The following is a 16,238-nucleotide window of genomic DNA, read 5'->3' on the forward strand; positions in this document are numbered from 1 at the left end:
GAAAACCGTTCACATCAGGACACGGAGCGCGCTATGACTGAGAAGGTGACCAGCCCGGCAGCCCACCACGTGGTGGTGCTGCTCTACGACGGTATTCAGATGCTCGACGCCACCGGCCCCGTCGACGCGTTCGCCTCGGCCAACACCGTCGGCGGCCGCTATCAGGTCACCCATGCATCGATCAGCGGCGACGACGTCACCGCGAGCTCCGGCGCGCGCCTGGGCGTCGATGTCGCGGCTGCCGGCATCACCTCGCCGATCGACACGCTGCTCGTCCCCGGAACCCCCGACTGGCAGGCCGGAATCTCCGATGACGCGCTCGTCGACACCGTGCGCACCCTTGCCCTGCGCAGCGCACGGACCGTGGCGATCTGTGCCGGCGCCTTTCCACTTGCCGCGACCGGACTGCTGGCCGGGCGCAGGGCCGCGACGCACTGGCGGCTCGCCAGGCACCTCGCGGCCCGCTTCCCCGACATCACCGTGGATCCGGCGGCCATCTTCGTCACCGATGGCCCGTACACCACGTCGGCCGGCGTGACCGCGGGGATCGACCTCGCCCTGTCGCTCATCGAGCGCGACCACGGCCCGTCCATGGCCAGGGACGTCGCCCGCGACCTCGTGGTGTTCATGGCACGCCCGGGTGACCAGTCCCAGTTCAGCGTGCGCACCGAAGCCATCCCGACCACGAACACCGTCGTCCGCGCCACGATGGACACCATCACCGCCGACCCCGCGGCCAACCACTCGCTCGACCGCCTCGCCGCTGCCGCCGCCGTAAGCGCGCGACACCTCAGCCGGCTCTTCCACGATGAAACCGGCTACACCCCACAGCGTTTCGTCGATCGCGTCCGGCTCGAATCCGCTTGCAACCTGTTGACCGGCGGGCAGCACTCCCTCGACCACATCGCCGAACGCACCGGAATCGGGTCGAGCGCCTCGCTGCGGCGGCTGTTCCACCGGGAACTCGGCATCACGCCGGGCGCCTACCGGCAGCGGTTCCGCAGCACGCACGCAGGCGGTCACCGCTGATCGGGTGACGGCTCAGCCGCACAGCCCGTCGAGGGTGGCGTTGAGGCCGTCGAGGTCCCGTTTGAGCGCCCGCTGGCCGGGGTCGTCGTCCGGCGCACCCGCCGTGGCTGCGGCGCCGAACTCCATCAGCTTCATGCCGAACTGCCGCAACGGCTCGGCGAGTTCGGGCGGCGTCGCAGGCTCCATGCTGGCGAGCAGGTACTGGCCGCCGCCCATCAGCGCCACCCGGGCGTTCGCGGCCACCGCCATGACTCCGGTGACATCGGAGTCACCACCGGGCGATTCCAGATGTGTGTTCGTGGCGACGCCGGTGCGCACCTGGGCGAACGCCGCGCAGGCCGAGTCCTTGGCGGCCGTCTGGTCGGCGGCGTCGTAGGTGGGCGCGGTCCGGACCTGCCACCATGTCCACCCCGACAGGGCCAGTGCGGCGGTGGCGATCAGGCAGGCGACGACGGCCAGCGCCGTGGACCGGGAGCGGGCGGCGCCGTTCGGCTGTGGTCCCGGCGGCATGGGGGAGATCGTAGTGCGACCGCACGCGCCGGCTGGCATGGTGGCAGGGTGAGCGTGCGCAGGAAGGTGCCCCGGCTGACCGTGGTTGCGGTCGGCTGCGCGTGCGCCGCGCTGCTCGGCGCCGCCCCGTCGCAGGCAGACCCCGGCACCGACGACACGCTGGTCGGGCCGTCGGCGACCGCGGCGGAACCCTCCGGGGAACCGCTCGGCATCGGCCCGACGGCGACGGACACCTTCGGGGGATACCTGCCCGAAGGGGCGACGCTGACCGCCTTCGACGTCGAGAACCCGACCGTCGGCCGGCTCGACCCCCCACTGCTCGCCGCGGTCCAGGAGGCCACCCGCCGTGCGGCGTCGGACGGTATCGCGGTCGAGATCAACTCCGGCTGGCGCTCGGTGGGGTTCCAGCAGCGGCTGTTCGACGACGGGGTGCGCACGTACGGGAGTGTGGAGACCGCCCGGCAGTTCGTGGCCTCCCCGCAGACGTCGATGCACGTGGTCGGCCGGGCGGTCGACGTGGGCGGGCCCGACGCCGCCGCGTGGATGGCGCGCAACGGCCCGCGCTTCGGACTGTGCCAGGTGTACGCCAACGAGCTGTGGCACTACGAGTTGACCGCGGACGCCGCCGGCGCCTGTCCGCCGATGAAGCCGAACGCGACCGGCTGATGACCGTGTCGGGATACTCCGCAGAGACCGCAGGCGTCGCGGGGTCGCTGATCCTGACGACGGACTACCGGGTCCCCGACCCGTCCCGGGTGTGGCCGCTGCTCGAGGGGCGCCGGCAGGAACTCGCGGCGCTCGGCGCCCACCACGTGTTCGTCCACACCTCGGTCGGTGAAGCCGACCGGGTGCTGGTCACCATGGCGCTGCACACGGCCGAACCGGTCGCGAATCTGCTGCGCTCGCACGCCTTCTTCGACTGGTTCGACGCGGTGGGTGTGCAGGACCTCCCCGCCGTCTTCGCCGGCGAACTGGTGGACCGCTTTCACGTCGAACACTGGACCGCCACTGCGCCCGCGGTGGTGATCGCGGGCGTCACCGTCGTGCAGGATGTCGGCTCCCTGCTCGATCAGGTGCACCGCACGCGCACGCTGTTTCGCCGCAACGGAATTCAGAACGTGTGGATCTTCCGCGCGCTCGACGATCCCAACGAGATCATGTTCCTGCAGGACGTCGCCGACGAGGCCAGCGCCCGGCGCTGGCTGGAACGCCCGGAGACGGCGGCGAAGTGGCTCACCGAAGCCGGGGTCGGCGCGTATCCGCCCGTTTTCGTCGGCACACTGCGGCACGTGATGCGCATCGACGTGGTCGAGCGGGCGAACGGCGGTTAATCCAGCGCCGCGAGGTGTCGTCCCAATCCTCTTGTCTGCCAGACGTTGAGGACGTTGGTCAGCATCTGCAGCGGGGCGCGGAGGCCTTCGTCGTCGCGGATGCGGGGATCCGATCTCGTGGTGCTCGCATCGGCGTCGGGCAGGCGGTGGTGGATGCGCGCGGGTACGTCGAGCAGCCAGGTGATGCCCATCAACGCCATGTAGAGCAGCACGTGTCGCTCCAGCATCTCCGGGTCGGGGCGTGGCCCACCCGCGGCTTCCGTCTCGCGGCAGAACAACGCCAGCAGGTCTTCGAAATGGTTGTTCCACAGCGCGGTTTCGGCACCGGACAACGCTCCCCAGAGGGCCATCGCGACGTTCATCCGGCTGACGCAACCCCAGTCCATCAGGCCGCAGTGCAGGACGTCGCCGCCGTCCCGCCAGAACCAGGCGTTGTCGACGTTGGCATTCCAACGACACAGCGCGATGTGATCCTCCGCATCGCGCAGCGAGCGCCAGATCTGCTCTTCCCGACTCAACACCTCGTGCGCCTCGTCGCCCAGGCACGCCAGGAACTCCAGGAACCGAACGTGGGCCGGCAGCAGTCCGGGGTGCGATTCGGCGAACTCCCCGAGCCGTGACAGCCGGCGCTGCAACCTGTCCGGCGACATCACGACGGGTTCACCGACCGTGGCGGCGCGCAGGTCGACCGGGAACGCCGCGGACAGCTCCGTCGGTAGTTCGCCCGACCGATGGGTGCCCGCCAACCGTGCCACCGCCGTCACCAGCGCCCGGTAGTGCTCCTGCGGCCGGGGCATGTCCTCGTCGAGGCACTTGTGATACTGCCGCTCGATACCGTTGTCTCCGAACGTGATCCGGTCGGTGATCAGGATGCCCGTTCCGGAGTCGGCGTGATAGTCGGCGAACCGGGGATGTGGCACCGCGATCGGAAACCCGGGTGCGCGCGCCAGAGCGGCGAACACCACTTCCGGCGCCATCTGGGTGCGGCCGCGATCACGCACGGGGTCGTCGAAGTCACGGGAGAACTTGACGAACAGATCGGTGCGCAGGTCCGGCTGCGGGTCGGCATATGCGACGTCGAGCAGCAGTTTGCGGCCGGTGCTTCCGCCGGCGAGCTCCTCGCAGCGATCGATCCGTACCACCCGGTTGTCCCCGCCGAGGGCCCCGAAAGCCCGGAATGCGTTGGTGAGGAATACTTCTCCGCCGTCGCGGAGCGCGTCCGCGGTGGCGGGGATCGGCAGGCTGTAGTGGTCGCCGATAACCCAGTGGTCGCCGATAACCCAGCGGTCGCCGATAACCCAGTGGTCGCCGATAACCCAGTGGTCGCCGACCACCCAGTGGTCGCTCACCAGGCCCACTCGGCGGGTTCGGGCATGTGTCATCTCCGTCTGCGCCGCAGGGCAATCCGCCGTCAGTCTGTCAGCGCAGCCGGGAGTTCGGGTCGTTTACACTTTCCGCTTAATACCGATGACGCCGCTACAGCGCGGCGACCTCGTCGGGAGTCACCTCGACCAGCAGGGCCATCCCGTGATGCGGGGGCATCTCGACGGTGAAGCTGTGCAGGTCGTCGACCGTGGCGAAGACGTTGCCGGTGAACATGTCCGACACCGAGGCGCCGGGCGGCAGTGCCTCCGAGCGCACGGTGCCTGCGACCTCTTCGTTGGCGAAGTTCAGCACCGTCAGCTGGTAGCGGCCTTCCTCGGCCAGTTCGTGCACCAGCACGAGCATGCCGCGGTGTGACACCTCGGGGATGTCGACCTGGCGACTCGTCGCGATGCCGTAGTGCGACCGCACCCGCAGGATGGCCTGTAACTGGCGCAGGAAGCTGGTCTCGTCCGCGAGTTGCTCGGGGATGGAACCGTAGAGGCTGCGCCCTCGCGGCATACCCGCCAATGACTTTGTGGCATCGGGGTTCACACCCATCAGGTCGTGCGCGGCCCGATGGATCCAGCGCGTGTCCCCCTCGCGCAGGAGTTCGGCGACCTGCGCCGGCGGCAGGGTGAGCATGCCGCACAGATCCCAGCCCGACAGCGCGAACACACCCGGCTGCAGGGCGTTGAACATCGCCAGCAGCAGATGTGCTCGGCGGATCTGGTCGATCTGGTTCGAGTCGGGGTCGATCTCGTCGAGGTCGGTGACGCCAAGGATGGCCGCGATGACCGTCGCGCTGGTGCAGGCGATCCCGTTCGTGGTGAACACCAGGTTGTAGGGCGCATTCTCGCCGGTGAGCCGCTCGGAAAGATCCCCGCGGATGGCCTCGCCGAGTGCCTCGCCGGTGATCTCCTCACCCTTGTAGGTGTAGATGTCGTCGCGGTGGCCCGTCGACCAGTGCACGAGTTCGTAGGTCAACTCGTCGTGGTTCTGCAGGGCGTGGATCAACGATGCCGGGTCGACACCGAGTTCCAGTGTGGTGCGCAGGGTCAGCCGGAGGAATTCGGTGTCGGCCGTCGCCAGGGCGTGGTGGTAGGCGGGCCGGTTGATGAAGTCGTAGGACAGGTCTGCCCCCGCTTCGCCGATCTCGCGGATGTCGTCGATGGTGAGGTTGAGCTCCTGGAACGTGAAACCGCCCACCTTGCGCACCATGCTGGCGATCAGGTGGTTGGCCGCCTCGGACAGTGGGTGGCCCTCCGACCATGCGGTGCTGTCCTCGGCGGCGGTCTTCTCGGCACCGAGAAACCCGTTGGCGTCCAAGCGGAGTCCGCCGGTGCCCAGGTCCGCGAGCGAGTGCAGGGCGTCACCGATCACCAACCGCATCCCGGCGAAGGACGGGTCCAGCCAGTTGATCGACGGCTGACCGTCCTTGAAGTAGTGCAGGTAGACCCAGCGGCGCTCCACCCCGTCCACGCCCAGCACCGGCCGGGTGACGCTCCAGTTGGTCTCCTTGATGCCCTCGGCGTAGAAGATCACCCGCTGTAGCCGGCCGATGATGTAGCCGGCCTTGTCGAGCCACTCCTCGGTGGCCGGGTCGATGTTGACCGAGTCGGCCCCGGCAGGCACCTCGGGCAGGTGTTCCCAGTCGCGTCGGTCCACCTCCACCATGTGGTAGATCCCCGGGTAGTCGGCGTACTTCATCTCGGCGAGCCGGAAGTCGGCGCCCTTGCCGGTGTGGCCGGGCACGATGTCGTCGATGACGGTACCGCCGTACCAGTTGGCCGTCCCGCACATCTTGCGGAACTCCTCTTCGGTGCCGAACGCCGGGTCGATCTCGGTGCTGATGCGGTCGAAGTGGCCGTCGACGCTCGGGGTGGTCTGCCATCCGGAGATGCCGCCCGCCCGTTTGACCGGCCCGGTGTGGATGGCTTCGATGCCTATGTCGGCGAACGCCTTCCACATGTCGTCGTCGGCGAGGGCTGTGAGGAACGACTCGTTGGGCCGGGTGATCAGCGACAGCGGGTAGGCGGTGAACCAGACCGACGCCGTCTCCACCGCCCCGCGGGGACTCGGCGTGGCGTACGGGTTCTGCCACATCGAGCCCTGCCCGGAGAACTGCTGACTGATCTGGTTGGCGTCGGCGAGCATCGACTGCGACAACAACCACGACACGTACGCCGGGTTGTCCGCGCGCGCCGGACCGTCCTGGGCCACCGAACGGCGGGTGAACGGAGCCTTCACACGGGGACGGAACCTCAGTGACCGCGGACGCGCGGGGTGCAGGTATTCGTCGAAGGTGATCTCGCTGGGCTCGTTGGCCTGATCGTCGGTGCTCGACTCGGTCTCGTCGTCGAAATCCGACGCTGGCGCCTCAGACATGCATCCCCTTCACGAACTGATCTCGGTGGTTCGACTTTCGCCGAGGTAGTTCCACGCTGCCGCCATGTCGAAACGGCGCGCCGTTGCGCACGTACCGAAAGGTTGGTCGCACCAACCCTACGGATGCGGGGGCGGTGACGTATCCCTACGAGCGGTTGTCAGGGGCGGTTCACAGGTGTGAGTCCGCGACGGCGAGTGCCTGATCGAGGATCGCCAGCCCCTCGCGGGCTTCGTCGGCGGTGACCGTGCACGGCGGAACGGCGTGGATCCGGTTGAAGTTCGCGAACGGCAGCAGACCGTTGTCCTTGCACGCCGCGACCACGGCGTTCATCGCCGCACTGCTCGCGCCGTAGGGGGCCAGCGGTTCCCGGGTCTGCCGATCGGCGACCAGTTCGATCGCCCAGAACACTCCGGTGCCGCGGACCTCGCCGACGCTGGGATGGCGGGCGGCGATCTCGGCCAGACCGGGCCCGAGCACCTCGGCCCCGACGCGGGCGGCGTTGCCGACGATGTCCTCGTCCTCCATCGCGGTGATGGTGGCCACCGCCGCCGCCGTCGCGAGCGGATGGCCGGAGTAGGTGAGTCCGCCGGGGTAGGGGCGGTGGGCGAACGTCTCGGCGATCGCCGGGCCGATCGCGACGCCACCGAGCGGCACGTAGCCGGAGTTGACGCCCTTGGCGAAGGTCAGCAGGTCCGGGGTGACGTCGAAATGGTCGATGGAGAACCACTTTCCGCTGCGCCCGAAGCCGGCCATCACCTCGTCGGCGATCATGACGATGCCGTACCGGTCGCAGATCTCGCGCACGCCGGCGAGGTAGCCGGGCGGTGGCACCATGATGCCTGCGGTGCCGGGGATCGTCTCCAGCACGATCGCGGCGATGGTCGACGGGCCCTCCAGCCGGATCAGCTCATCGAGGTAGGCCAGCGCGCGCTCGGACTCCTCGGCCTCGGTGGTGGCGTGGAATCGCGAGCGGTACAGGAACGGCCCGAAGAAGTGCACGACCCCGGCGTTGCCGTGGTCGTTCGGCCACCGGCGGGGATCACCCGTCAGGTTGATCGCCGTCTCGGTGCCGCCGTGGTAGGCGCGGTAGCGGCTGAGCACCTTGTACTTACCGGTGTGCAGCCGGGCCATCCGCACCGCGTGCTCGACGGCGTCGGCGCCGCCGTTGGTGAAGAAGATCCGGTTCAACTCGCCGGGGGTGCGTTCGGCGATGAGCCGGGCGGCCTCCGAACGGGCGTCGTTGGCGTGCTGCGGCGCGACCGTGCACAGCTTGGCGGCCTGCGCCTGGATCGCGGCGACGACCTTCGGGTGCTGATGGCCGATGTTGGTGTTGACCAGCTGCGAGGAGAAGTCCAGTAGGCGATTGCCCTGGCCGTCCCAGATGTAGCTGCCCTGCGCGGCGGTGATCGTCATCGGCGTGATCTCGGCCTGCGCCGACCACGAGTGGAAGACGTGGGCGCGGTCGAGTTCGTAGGTGCGGGCCGCCTCCGCCCGGGCGTCGTCGACCGTCAGGCCGTTGGGCAGGGTCTTCTCGTTGGTGAGAGTCATGGGTTTCTCCTCCTACGCCGAAAGTACGGTTGTCGACGCCGCTACTCGGGCGATGCGTGCAACAACCGTACTCGCGGCGGCTTGCGGGCTGCTGCTACTGGTTCTGGGGGAAGCCGAGGTTGATGCCGCCGTGGCTGGGGTCGAGCCAACGCTGGGTGATGGCCTTGCCCCGGGTGAAGAAGTGCACGCCTTCGGTGCCGTGGGCGTGGCTGTCGCCGAACAGCGAGTTCTTCCAGCCGCCGAAGCTGTAGTAGGCCATCGGGACGGGGATGGGCACGTTGATGCCGACCATGCCGACCTCGACCTCGTTCTGAAAGCGCCGGGCGGCGCCGCCGTCGTTGGTGAAGATCGCGGTGCCGTTGCCGTAGGGGTTGGCGTTGATCAACTCCAGCGCCTCGTCGTAGGTCTCGACGCGGACGACCGACAGGACGGGGCCGAAGATCTCGTCGGTGTAGACGGTCATCTCGGGCGTGACGTTGTCGATCAGGGTCGGGCCCAGCCAGAAGCCGTCCTGCCCACCGTCGGCCGTGACGTTGCGGCCGTCGACGACGATCTTGGCGCCGTCGTTCTCGCCGGCGTCGATGTAGCCCGCCACCTTGTCACGATGAGCCTTGGTGACCAGCGGTCCCATGTCGGAGTCCTTGGTGCCGTCGCCGATCTTCAGCGGCGTGGTGCGCTCGGCGATCTTGGCGACGAGGTCGTCGGCGATGGGGCCGACGGCCACGCAGGCGGAGATCGCCATGCAGCGCTCGCCGGCCGAACCGAACCCGGCGTTGACCATGGCGTCGGCGGCCAGGTCGAGGTCGGCATCCGGCAGCACCACCGCGTGGTTCTTGGCGCCGCCGAGGGCCTGGACGCGCTTGCCCGCAGCGGTGCCGGTGGCGTAGACGTACTGGGCGATCGGGGTGGATCCGACGAAGCTGACGGATTTGACCTTCGGGTGGGTCAGGAGTTCGTCGACGGCGGTCTTGTCGCCCTGCAGGACGTTGAACACGCCGGGCGGCAGGCCGGCCTCGGCCCACAGGCGGGCCAGCCACAGTGCTGCCGACGGGTCCTTCTCCGACGGCTTGAGCACGACGGTGTTGCCGGTGGCGATGGCGAGGGGGAAGAACCACATCGGCACCATGGCGGGGAAGTTGAACGGGCTGATGATGCCGACGACCCCGAGCGGCTGGCGGATGGAGTACACGTCGACGTTGGTCGAGGCGTTCTCGGTGAAACCGCCCTTGAGCAGGTGGGGGATACCGCAGGCGAACTCGACGACCTCCTGGCCGCGGGTGACCTCACCGAGTGCGTCGGAGAGCACCTTGCCGTGTTCGGCGGTGATGATCGCGGCCAATTCACCCTTGCGGGAGTTGAGCAGTTCGCGGAAGGTGAACAGGATCGCGGTGCGCTTGGCCAGGGAGGTGTCGCGCCAGGCGGGGAACGCCGCCGCGGCCGCCTCGATCACCGCGCGGGCGTCCTCGACGCTGGCCAGCGCCACCTGACCGGTGACCTCACCGGTCGCCGGATTGGTGACCGGGGCGGTGGCCTGCGAACCACCCGCGAAGATCTCGTTGTTGTACCAGTGCTGCACTGCGTTCGCCATACCCCGAGTCTGAGGGACGGGCACCGTTGCTGACGGTTGCACAGTGTCACCAAAACCGGGCTCAGCGATACATTGTGTCAATGGCGATGACCGTGGCGGAGGTGATCGGGCTGCCGGTCGTGGCGCGCGGGGCGCCGGAGGTGCTCAGCGCATGCCGCTGGGACGATCCCATCCGCTGGGTGCACGTCGGCGACGTGGCCGATCTGTCCGCACTGCTGCAGGGCGGCGAGCTGGTGCTGACCACCGGCGGCGCGCTGAGCAGCGACCCGCACCGCTATCTGCAGGGGCTCGCCGACGCCGGCGCCGTCGGGGTGGTCGTCGAACTGGGGACCGCGATGGCGGCGGTGCCCGGATCGGTCGCCGAACACGCCGCGCGGCTCGGCCTCGCCCTGGTCGCACTGCACCGGCAGATCAAATTCGTCGACGTGACCGAGGCGGTGCACCGGCGCATCGTGGCCGCCCAGTACGACGAGATGGCGTTCGACCGCCGCGTGCACGAGACGTTCACCGAGCTGAGCATGAAACGCGCCTCCGCGGCCGGGATCGTCGGCGCCGCGGCGCGGATCCTCGACGAACCGGTCGTGCTCGAGGACCTCGCCCACCGGGCGCTGGCCGTCGCGCCGGGCGGTGACGCCGCGGCCACACTGTTGCAGGACTGGGAGCGGCGTTCCCGGATGACCCCCGCCGACGGTGACTGGGCCGTCACCTCCGTCGGGCCGCGCGGTGAGGAATGGGGGCGGTTGATCGTTCCGGCAGTGCCCGCCGACCGCGCCCGCGCGACGATGGTCCTCGAACGTGCGGCCGCGGCGCTGGCGCTGCACCGCATGATCGAGCGGAGCCGCAGCGGACTGCACCAGCAGGCGCAGAGCGGGCTCATCGACGACGTGGCGCAGGGCCGCATCACCGACGAACGCGAGGCCGCGGCGCGGGCGCACGCACTGGGACTACGCAAGGCCACCCGGTACCTCCCGGTCGTCGTGCGCGTCGACCGCGGCGCCGCCATCGTGGATCCCGTTGTCGCACAACAGCGCAACGTCGCGCTGCTCGACGCCGTCGCGCACACCGTCAACGCCTCGGGGCACACCGCCCTGTGCTCGATCCGCCGCGACGGAGAGATCGGCGCGCTGCTGGCGCTCAACTCCGCGCGGGGCGGATGGGACCGGGCGCTCGGTGTGCTCGGCGAACAGCTCAACGCCGAACTGCGGCGCCTCGACGGCAATGCCCGTTCGGTGTGCGCGGTCGGTGACCCGGCGACCGAGATCGTCGAGGCGATCGGAGGCCTGAGCGAAGCCGCCCACATCGGGGAGGTCGCGATCGCGATGCAGGGGAAAGCCCAGGCGGTCTACCGCGCGTCCGACGTGCGACTGCGCGGTCTGCTCGCGCTGTTGCGCGACGATCCGCGGGTGCAGCAGTTCGCCGAGACCGAGCTGAGGGCGCTGCTGGTCGACGACGACGACCGCGCCCTGTCGAACCTGGACGTGCTGCGCCAGTATCTGCAGGTGGCCGGTAACAAGGCGGCCCTGGCGCAGCGGCTGCACATCAGCCGCCCGGCGCTCTACCAACGGTTGGCGGTGATCGGCCGGGCCCTCGGCGTCGACCTCGACGATGCGGAGTCGATGACCTCGCTGCACGTGGCGATGCTGATCCTCGACGCCCACCGCCACGCCGCCCCCGCCGCGCTCACCCGGGGTGGATGACGAGCCCTCCCCGGTGGTTTCACATCCGCCGTCTCTGGGCAGCCTGCAGCCACGGATGACTCCGTGGGGACGTACGGCGCCGCGACCGCGGCGCCGCGCCACGAGGTGACGCTCATGCCTGGCGCCGATCGGCGGGCCCGGCCGGCGTCGAACGCCTTGGTGCGCCGGCCCGGGCAGTGAGAGGGATGTCGGGTGGGTGTGGAGGACGCTGAGGCGGCTTCGTCGGCCTCGTCGCCGGACGCGCTGTTCGGCGCGGACCCCGATGTCGGCAGGCACCTCGCCGAGGTGGACTGGACGGCGACCGCCCTGGGTCCGCCTGCCGCATGGCCGCAGAGCCTGCGCACCGCCGTGAGCATCCTGCTGTCGTCGCGTTTCCCGATGTGGATGGCGTGGGGTCCGGAGCTGACGTTCTTCTGCAACGCCGCCTACCGGCGCGCCACACTCGGCCGCAAATACCCGTGGGCACTGGGCCGCCCGGCCAGCGAGGTGTGGGCGGAGATATGGCCCGACATCGGCCCGCGGATCGAATCGGTGCTGTCGACCGGCCAGGCCACCTGGGATGTCGCGCTGATGCTGTTCCTCGAACGGTCCGGCTACTCCGAGGAGACCTACCACACCTTCTCCTACAGCCCGCTGCGCGACGACGGGGGCCACGTCGTCGGCATGCTCTGCGTGGTCAGTGAGGACACCGAACGCGTCATCGCCGAACGCCGGATGGCGACCCTGTGCGACCTCGGGTCCGATCCGAGCGTCGTGCGCACCGAGCGCCAGATGCTGGGCTTCGCCGCCGAACAGCTCAACCACAACCCCTACGACCTGCCGTTCACGCTGACCTACCTGTTCGGTGACGACGGCGAGGCGCGGCTCGCCGCCACCAGCGGTATCGAGCGGGGACATCCGGCGGCACCGGAAATGCTGTCGCCGGACGGCCTGTCGGTGTGGCCGCTCGAGCTGCCGGCCCAGGGTGAATCAGTCCTGCTCGACGTCGACGGCGAGTCGCTGCACCTGCCGCGCGGGGGGTGGCCGGATCCACCCGCACAGGCGCTGGTGGTCCCGCTGCTGCAGCAGGGCGCCGACCCGGTCGGATTCCTGGTCGCGGCGTTGAACTCGCACCGGTGGCTGGATGCGAACTACCGCGGGTTCGTCGAACTCGTCGCAGGCCACATCGCCGCCGGTATCGGCAGTGCGCGCAGCTACCGCTCGCAACAGCGGCGGGCCGATGAGCTGGCGGAGCTCGACCTGGCCAAGACCACCTTCTTCTCCAACATCAGTCACGAGTTCCGCACGCCGCTCACGCTGATCCTCGGGCCGCTGGCCGAGCTGCGCAACCATGCCGAGGGTCTCGACACGAAGGCGCGCGAGGAGCTCGAGCTCGTGCACCGCAACGGTTTACGGCTCGCCAAGCTGGTCAACACGCTGCTGGACTTCTCGCGCATCCAGGCCGGCCGGATGCAGGCCCGGTTCGAACCCGTCGACCTGTCCGCGGTGACCGCCGAATTGGCCAGCGTGTTCCGTTCGGCCGTCGAGCGCGCGGGGCTGACGTTCACCGTCGCCTGTCCGCCGTTGGTCGAACCGGTGTACGTGGACCGTGACATGTGGGAGAAGGTGGTCCTCAACCTGCTCTCCAACGCCCTGAAGTTCACCCTCGAAGGCGAGATCACGGTGCAGGTGACCCACGAGGACGGCGCCGCGGTGGTCACCGTCGCCGACACCGGGGTCGGGATCTCCGCCGCGGACATGCCCCGGTTGTTCGATCGGTTCCATCGGGTCGAGACGGCCTATGCCCGGTCGACGGAGGGCAGCGGGATCGGACTGGCGCTCGTCAAGGAACTCGTCGGCCTGCACGGCGGCACGATCGGTGCGCAGAGCGAAGAAAGTCGCGGCACCGCCTTCACCATCCGACTGCCTTTCGGTGCAACGCATCTCCCTCCCGACGACGTCGCGCCGCCGGGGCGTGCCTCCGCCGTCTCCGACATCGCGGACCCGTATGTGCAGGAGGCGCTGCGCTGGTTGCCCAGCGATTCCGACACCGCCGTCGACACCGGTGTCACCGGGGCTGTCGCAGCGGCCGCCGGGGCACGGGTGCTGATCGCCGACGACAACGCCGATATGCGGGCGTACCTCACCGGACTGCTCCGCGGCGCCGGATACGAGGTGACGGCGGTGAGGGACGGCCGCCAGGCGCTCGAGTCCGTCCGCGCGGATCTGCCCGACCTCGTCGTCAGCGACGTCATGATGCCCGGACTCGACGGTCTGGGTCTGGTCACGGCGCTGCGCACCGAACCGCGGACCGCCGCGCTGCCGGTGCTGCTGCTCTCCGCGCGGGCGGGCCAGGAATCGTCCATCGAGGGATTGCAGGCCGGCGCCGACGACTACCTCGTGAAACCGTTTGCCGCAGCGGAGCTCTTGGCTCGGGTCCGGGCGAATGTCGCACTGGCGAGGTTGCGCAACGACCACAGCCGCTGGCGCACCGCCCTGATCGACTCCCTGCAGGAAGCGTTCTTCGTCTGCGACGAAGACGGTGCCATCATCGAGATCAACACCGCGTTCACCGACATCCTCGGCTACGGCCCCGAAGGACTGCCGTACCAACCCGTGCAACCGTGGTGGCCGGACCCCGACGCCGATCCGGAGGGTCACCGCAAGACCAGCCGGGCGTTCTCCGGGGTGCTGAACCAGGGCCCTGGCGACTACACGTTCCCGGTGGTGCACCGCGACGGGCATCGGCTGTGGGTCAGCGCGAGCTTCAACCCGGCCGAAGATCCCGACACCGGCCGACGGGTCATGGTCGGCACCTTTCGTGACGTCACCGCGGAGCACTACACGGTGCAACGCGAAACCGCGCTCGCGGCACTCAACGCGCAACTCGTCGACGCCGACACGCTCGACGGGGCGCTGCAGGCCACCGTCGGGGAATTACTGCGGCTGTGGCGGGCGCGTCGTGTGGTGGCCGTCACCTTCCCCAACCAGGACCCCGACGCGGTCCCCGAGATCATCTGTGCCGGTGAACCCGTGCAGTGGGCGGAGCTCCCGCCGCGGCGGCGCAGCGTGATCACCGCCCTGCGCAGCGCCGATCTGCTCATCACCCACACCGAGGAGTACGGCACCGCGGGTATCGCGCTGCAGCATCCGCGCGGCGGCGTCCTCGTCCTGTGGATCGAGCTGTTGGAGCAGCGTCCGTTCACGCCGGAGGACCACACGCTGCTCACGGTTCTCGCAGGTCGCCTGGGCCAGGGTCTGCACCGCGTGTACCAACTCGACCAGCAGCGGGAGACCGCGCTGACGCTGCAGCACGCGATCCTCGGTCCGGCCCGGCTGCCCGGTGGCTTCGCCGTCCGCTATCACCCCGCGACGCGGCCCCTCCAAGTCGGCGGCGACTGGTACGACGTCGTCGACCTCGACGGCGGGCGCATCGCGCTGATCGTCGGCGACTGTGTCGGCCACGACCTGGAAGCCGCCACCGTCATGGGTCAGCTGCGCAGCGCGTGTCGCGCGCTGCTGCTCGACCACCCGAGCCCGGGCGCCGCCCTGGCCGGTCTCGACCGGTTCGCGGCCAGGCTGCCGGGAGCCCGTTGCACCACGGTGTGGTGTGCGGTGCTCGCGCCGGACACCGGCGAACTGGTCTATTCCAGCGCGGGCCACCCGCCGCCGATCCTCGTCGAGGCCGACGGCACCACCCGGGTGCTCGACGACGCGCGCGGCTTCGCCCTGGCGTTGCGGCCCCACCAGGACCGGCCCGAAGCCAGGGTGACCCTGTCCGCCCGCGCCACCCTGCTCCTCTATACCGACGGTCTGGTGGAGCGCCGCCGCGCCGCACTGGACACGGGCATCAGCCGTGCTGCCGACCTCGTCGCCGAAGGTCGTTCCGCCGTCCTCGACGACGTCGCCGACCAGCTGATGTCCCGGCTGGCGCCCGACGGCGGGTATCAGGACGATGTGGCGTTGTTGCTCTACCGCCAGCCCGCCCCCCTGGACATGGTCTTCCCGGCTCGCAACGAGTTCCTCGCGAGTTCCCGTGGCGCGCTTCGGCGTTGGCTGACGCAGGCCGGCGTGGGAGCGGACCAGGCGATGAATGTGCTCATCGCGGCGGGCGAAGCCGTCGCCAACGCGATCGAGCACGGGCACCGTAACCGTCCCGACGGGTACGTCACCTTGCGGGCGACGGCGATGGTCGACCGGCTCCGGGTCTCGGTCCTCGACACCGGTGAGTGGGAGACCCCACGGACCGAGGTCGACACCCGGCGGGGGCGGGGCGTGGCGCTGATGGAGGGTCTCATGGACGACGTCACGATCAGACCCGGTGACGACGGCACCGCGGTCCACCTCAACGCGAGGATCCTCTGATGGCCACACCGCTCACCGTCAGCGCCGACCGGCACGACGACGGCACCCCGCTGCTGGTCGCGGCCGGCGAGATCGACCGGAGCAACATCGAGACCTTCACCCGGGCCCTCACCACGGTGATCGCCTCCGCAGACGGCACCGGCGGCCCCGGCGGCCCGGTGACCATCGACCTCACCGCGGTCGAATACCTGGACAGCGCCGCGATCGGCGCGCTGTCGGTGCACGCCGATCAGGCGCCGGGGATGCGTCTCCTCGCCAATCCGTACCTGATTCCGGTGCTCCGGATCAGCGGCATCGACCAACTGGCCACCGTCCAAGCCGCCGGCGTCGACCCGGCCGAGGCAGATCCGAGCTGACCCCGGGTAGTAGGGCGGGCCGAATTGGTGGTGTTTTTCCCGGTCGCAGGGGGTATGCCGGGCGCACTACTGGCGCGGGGAAGG

At 69.7% G+C, this 16,238-nt stretch carries 11 protein-coding genes; 6 read left to right on the forward strand and 5 right to left on the reverse strand.

The window, feature by feature from the left end:
• Nucleotides 1-33: 33 nt before the first annotated feature.
• Nucleotides 34-1,029: a GlxA family transcriptional regulator gene (locus I7X18_RS02045; RefSeq protein WP_193044792.1), complete on the forward strand. Its 996-nt coding sequence runs from the start codon at nt 34-36 to the stop codon at nt 1,027-1,029.
• Between the two features lie 12 nt (nt 1,030-1,041).
• Here the strand turns inward: I7X18_RS02045 and I7X18_RS02050 are convergent, their stop codons facing one another.
• Nucleotides 1,042-1,539: a hypothetical protein gene (locus I7X18_RS02050; RefSeq protein ID WP_193044791.1), complete on the reverse strand. Its 498-nt coding sequence runs from the start codon at nt 1,537-1,539 to the stop codon at nt 1,042-1,044.
• Nucleotides 1,540-1,587: 48 nt separating this feature from the next.
• On the opposite strand from I7X18_RS02050, the gene I7X18_RS02055 reads away from it, so the two are divergent.
• Together I7X18_RS02055 and I7X18_RS02060 are read left to right on the forward strand one after the other, a co-directional pair.
• Complete coding sequence (locus I7X18_RS02055; RefSeq protein ID WP_193044790.1) at nt 1,588-2,205, forward strand: M15 family metallopeptidase; 618 nt, start codon at nt 1,588-1,590, stop codon at nt 2,203-2,205.
• A complete protein-coding gene (locus I7X18_RS02060) occupies nt 2,205-2,870 on the forward strand; it encodes a fatty-acid--CoA ligase (RefSeq protein WP_193044789.1) in 666 nt (221 codons plus the stop codon). The genes I7X18_RS02055 and I7X18_RS02060 overlap by 1 nt, the downstream gene beginning before the upstream one ends.
• On the opposite strand, the gene I7X18_RS02065 is transcribed toward I7X18_RS02060, so the two are convergent.
• From I7X18_RS02065 to I7X18_RS02080, 4 genes are all read right to left on the reverse strand, one after another.
• Nucleotides 2,867-4,147, reverse strand: a complete 1,281-nt coding sequence (locus tag I7X18_RS02065; protein WP_193045024.1) for a hypothetical protein — start codon at nt 4,145-4,147, stop codon at nt 2,867-2,869. The two genes, I7X18_RS02060 and I7X18_RS02065, sit on opposite strands and share 4 nt — an antisense overlap.
• Nucleotides 4,148-4,346: 199 nt before the next feature.
• On the reverse strand, nt 4,347-6,620 hold the full coding sequence (gene treS / locus I7X18_RS02070) for a maltose alpha-D-glucosyltransferase (RefSeq protein ID WP_193044788.1): 2,274 nt from the start codon (nt 6,618-6,620) through the stop codon (nt 4,347-4,349).
• Nucleotides 6,621-6,789: 169 nt separating this feature from the next.
• Nucleotides 6,790-8,169: an aspartate aminotransferase family protein gene (locus I7X18_RS02075; protein ID WP_193044787.1), complete on the reverse strand. Its 1,380-nt coding sequence runs from the start codon at nt 8,167-8,169 to the stop codon at nt 6,790-6,792.
• Nucleotides 8,170-8,263: 94 nt separating this feature from the next.
• Complete coding sequence (locus I7X18_RS02080) at nt 8,264-9,757, reverse strand: CoA-acylating methylmalonate-semialdehyde dehydrogenase (RefSeq protein ID WP_193044786.1); 1,494 nt, start codon at nt 9,755-9,757, stop codon at nt 8,264-8,266.
• 80 nt (nt 9,758-9,837) lie between these two features.
• Here I7X18_RS02080 and I7X18_RS02085 point away from each other — a divergent pair, with 80 nt between their 5' ends.
• The 3 genes from I7X18_RS02085 (at nt 9,838) to I7X18_RS02095 (ending at nt 16,154) form a co-directional block, all read left to right on the forward strand.
• Entirely contained in the window at nt 9,838-11,454 is a 1,617-nt protein-coding gene (locus I7X18_RS02085; RefSeq protein ID WP_193044785.1) for a PucR family transcriptional regulator, read from the forward strand.
• 192 nt (nt 11,455-11,646) lie between these two features.
• Nucleotides 11,647-15,798: a SpoIIE family protein phosphatase gene (locus I7X18_RS02090; RefSeq protein ID WP_193044784.1), complete on the forward strand. Its 4,152-nt coding sequence runs from the start codon at nt 11,647-11,649 to the stop codon at nt 15,796-15,798.
• Nucleotides 15,798-16,154, forward strand: coding sequence for an STAS domain-containing protein (locus I7X18_RS02095; RefSeq protein WP_193044783.1), 357 nt, complete (start codon nt 15,798-15,800; stop codon nt 16,152-16,154). The genes I7X18_RS02090 and I7X18_RS02095 overlap by 1 nt, the downstream gene beginning before the upstream one ends.
• Nucleotides 16,155-16,238: the final 84 nt, after the last annotated feature.

Origin of the sequence: Mycolicibacterium baixiangningiae (assembly GCF_016313185.1) — a bacterium.
Taxonomy (GTDB): domain Bacteria; phylum Actinomycetota; class Actinomycetes; order Mycobacteriales; family Mycobacteriaceae; genus Mycobacterium; species Mycobacterium baixiangningiae.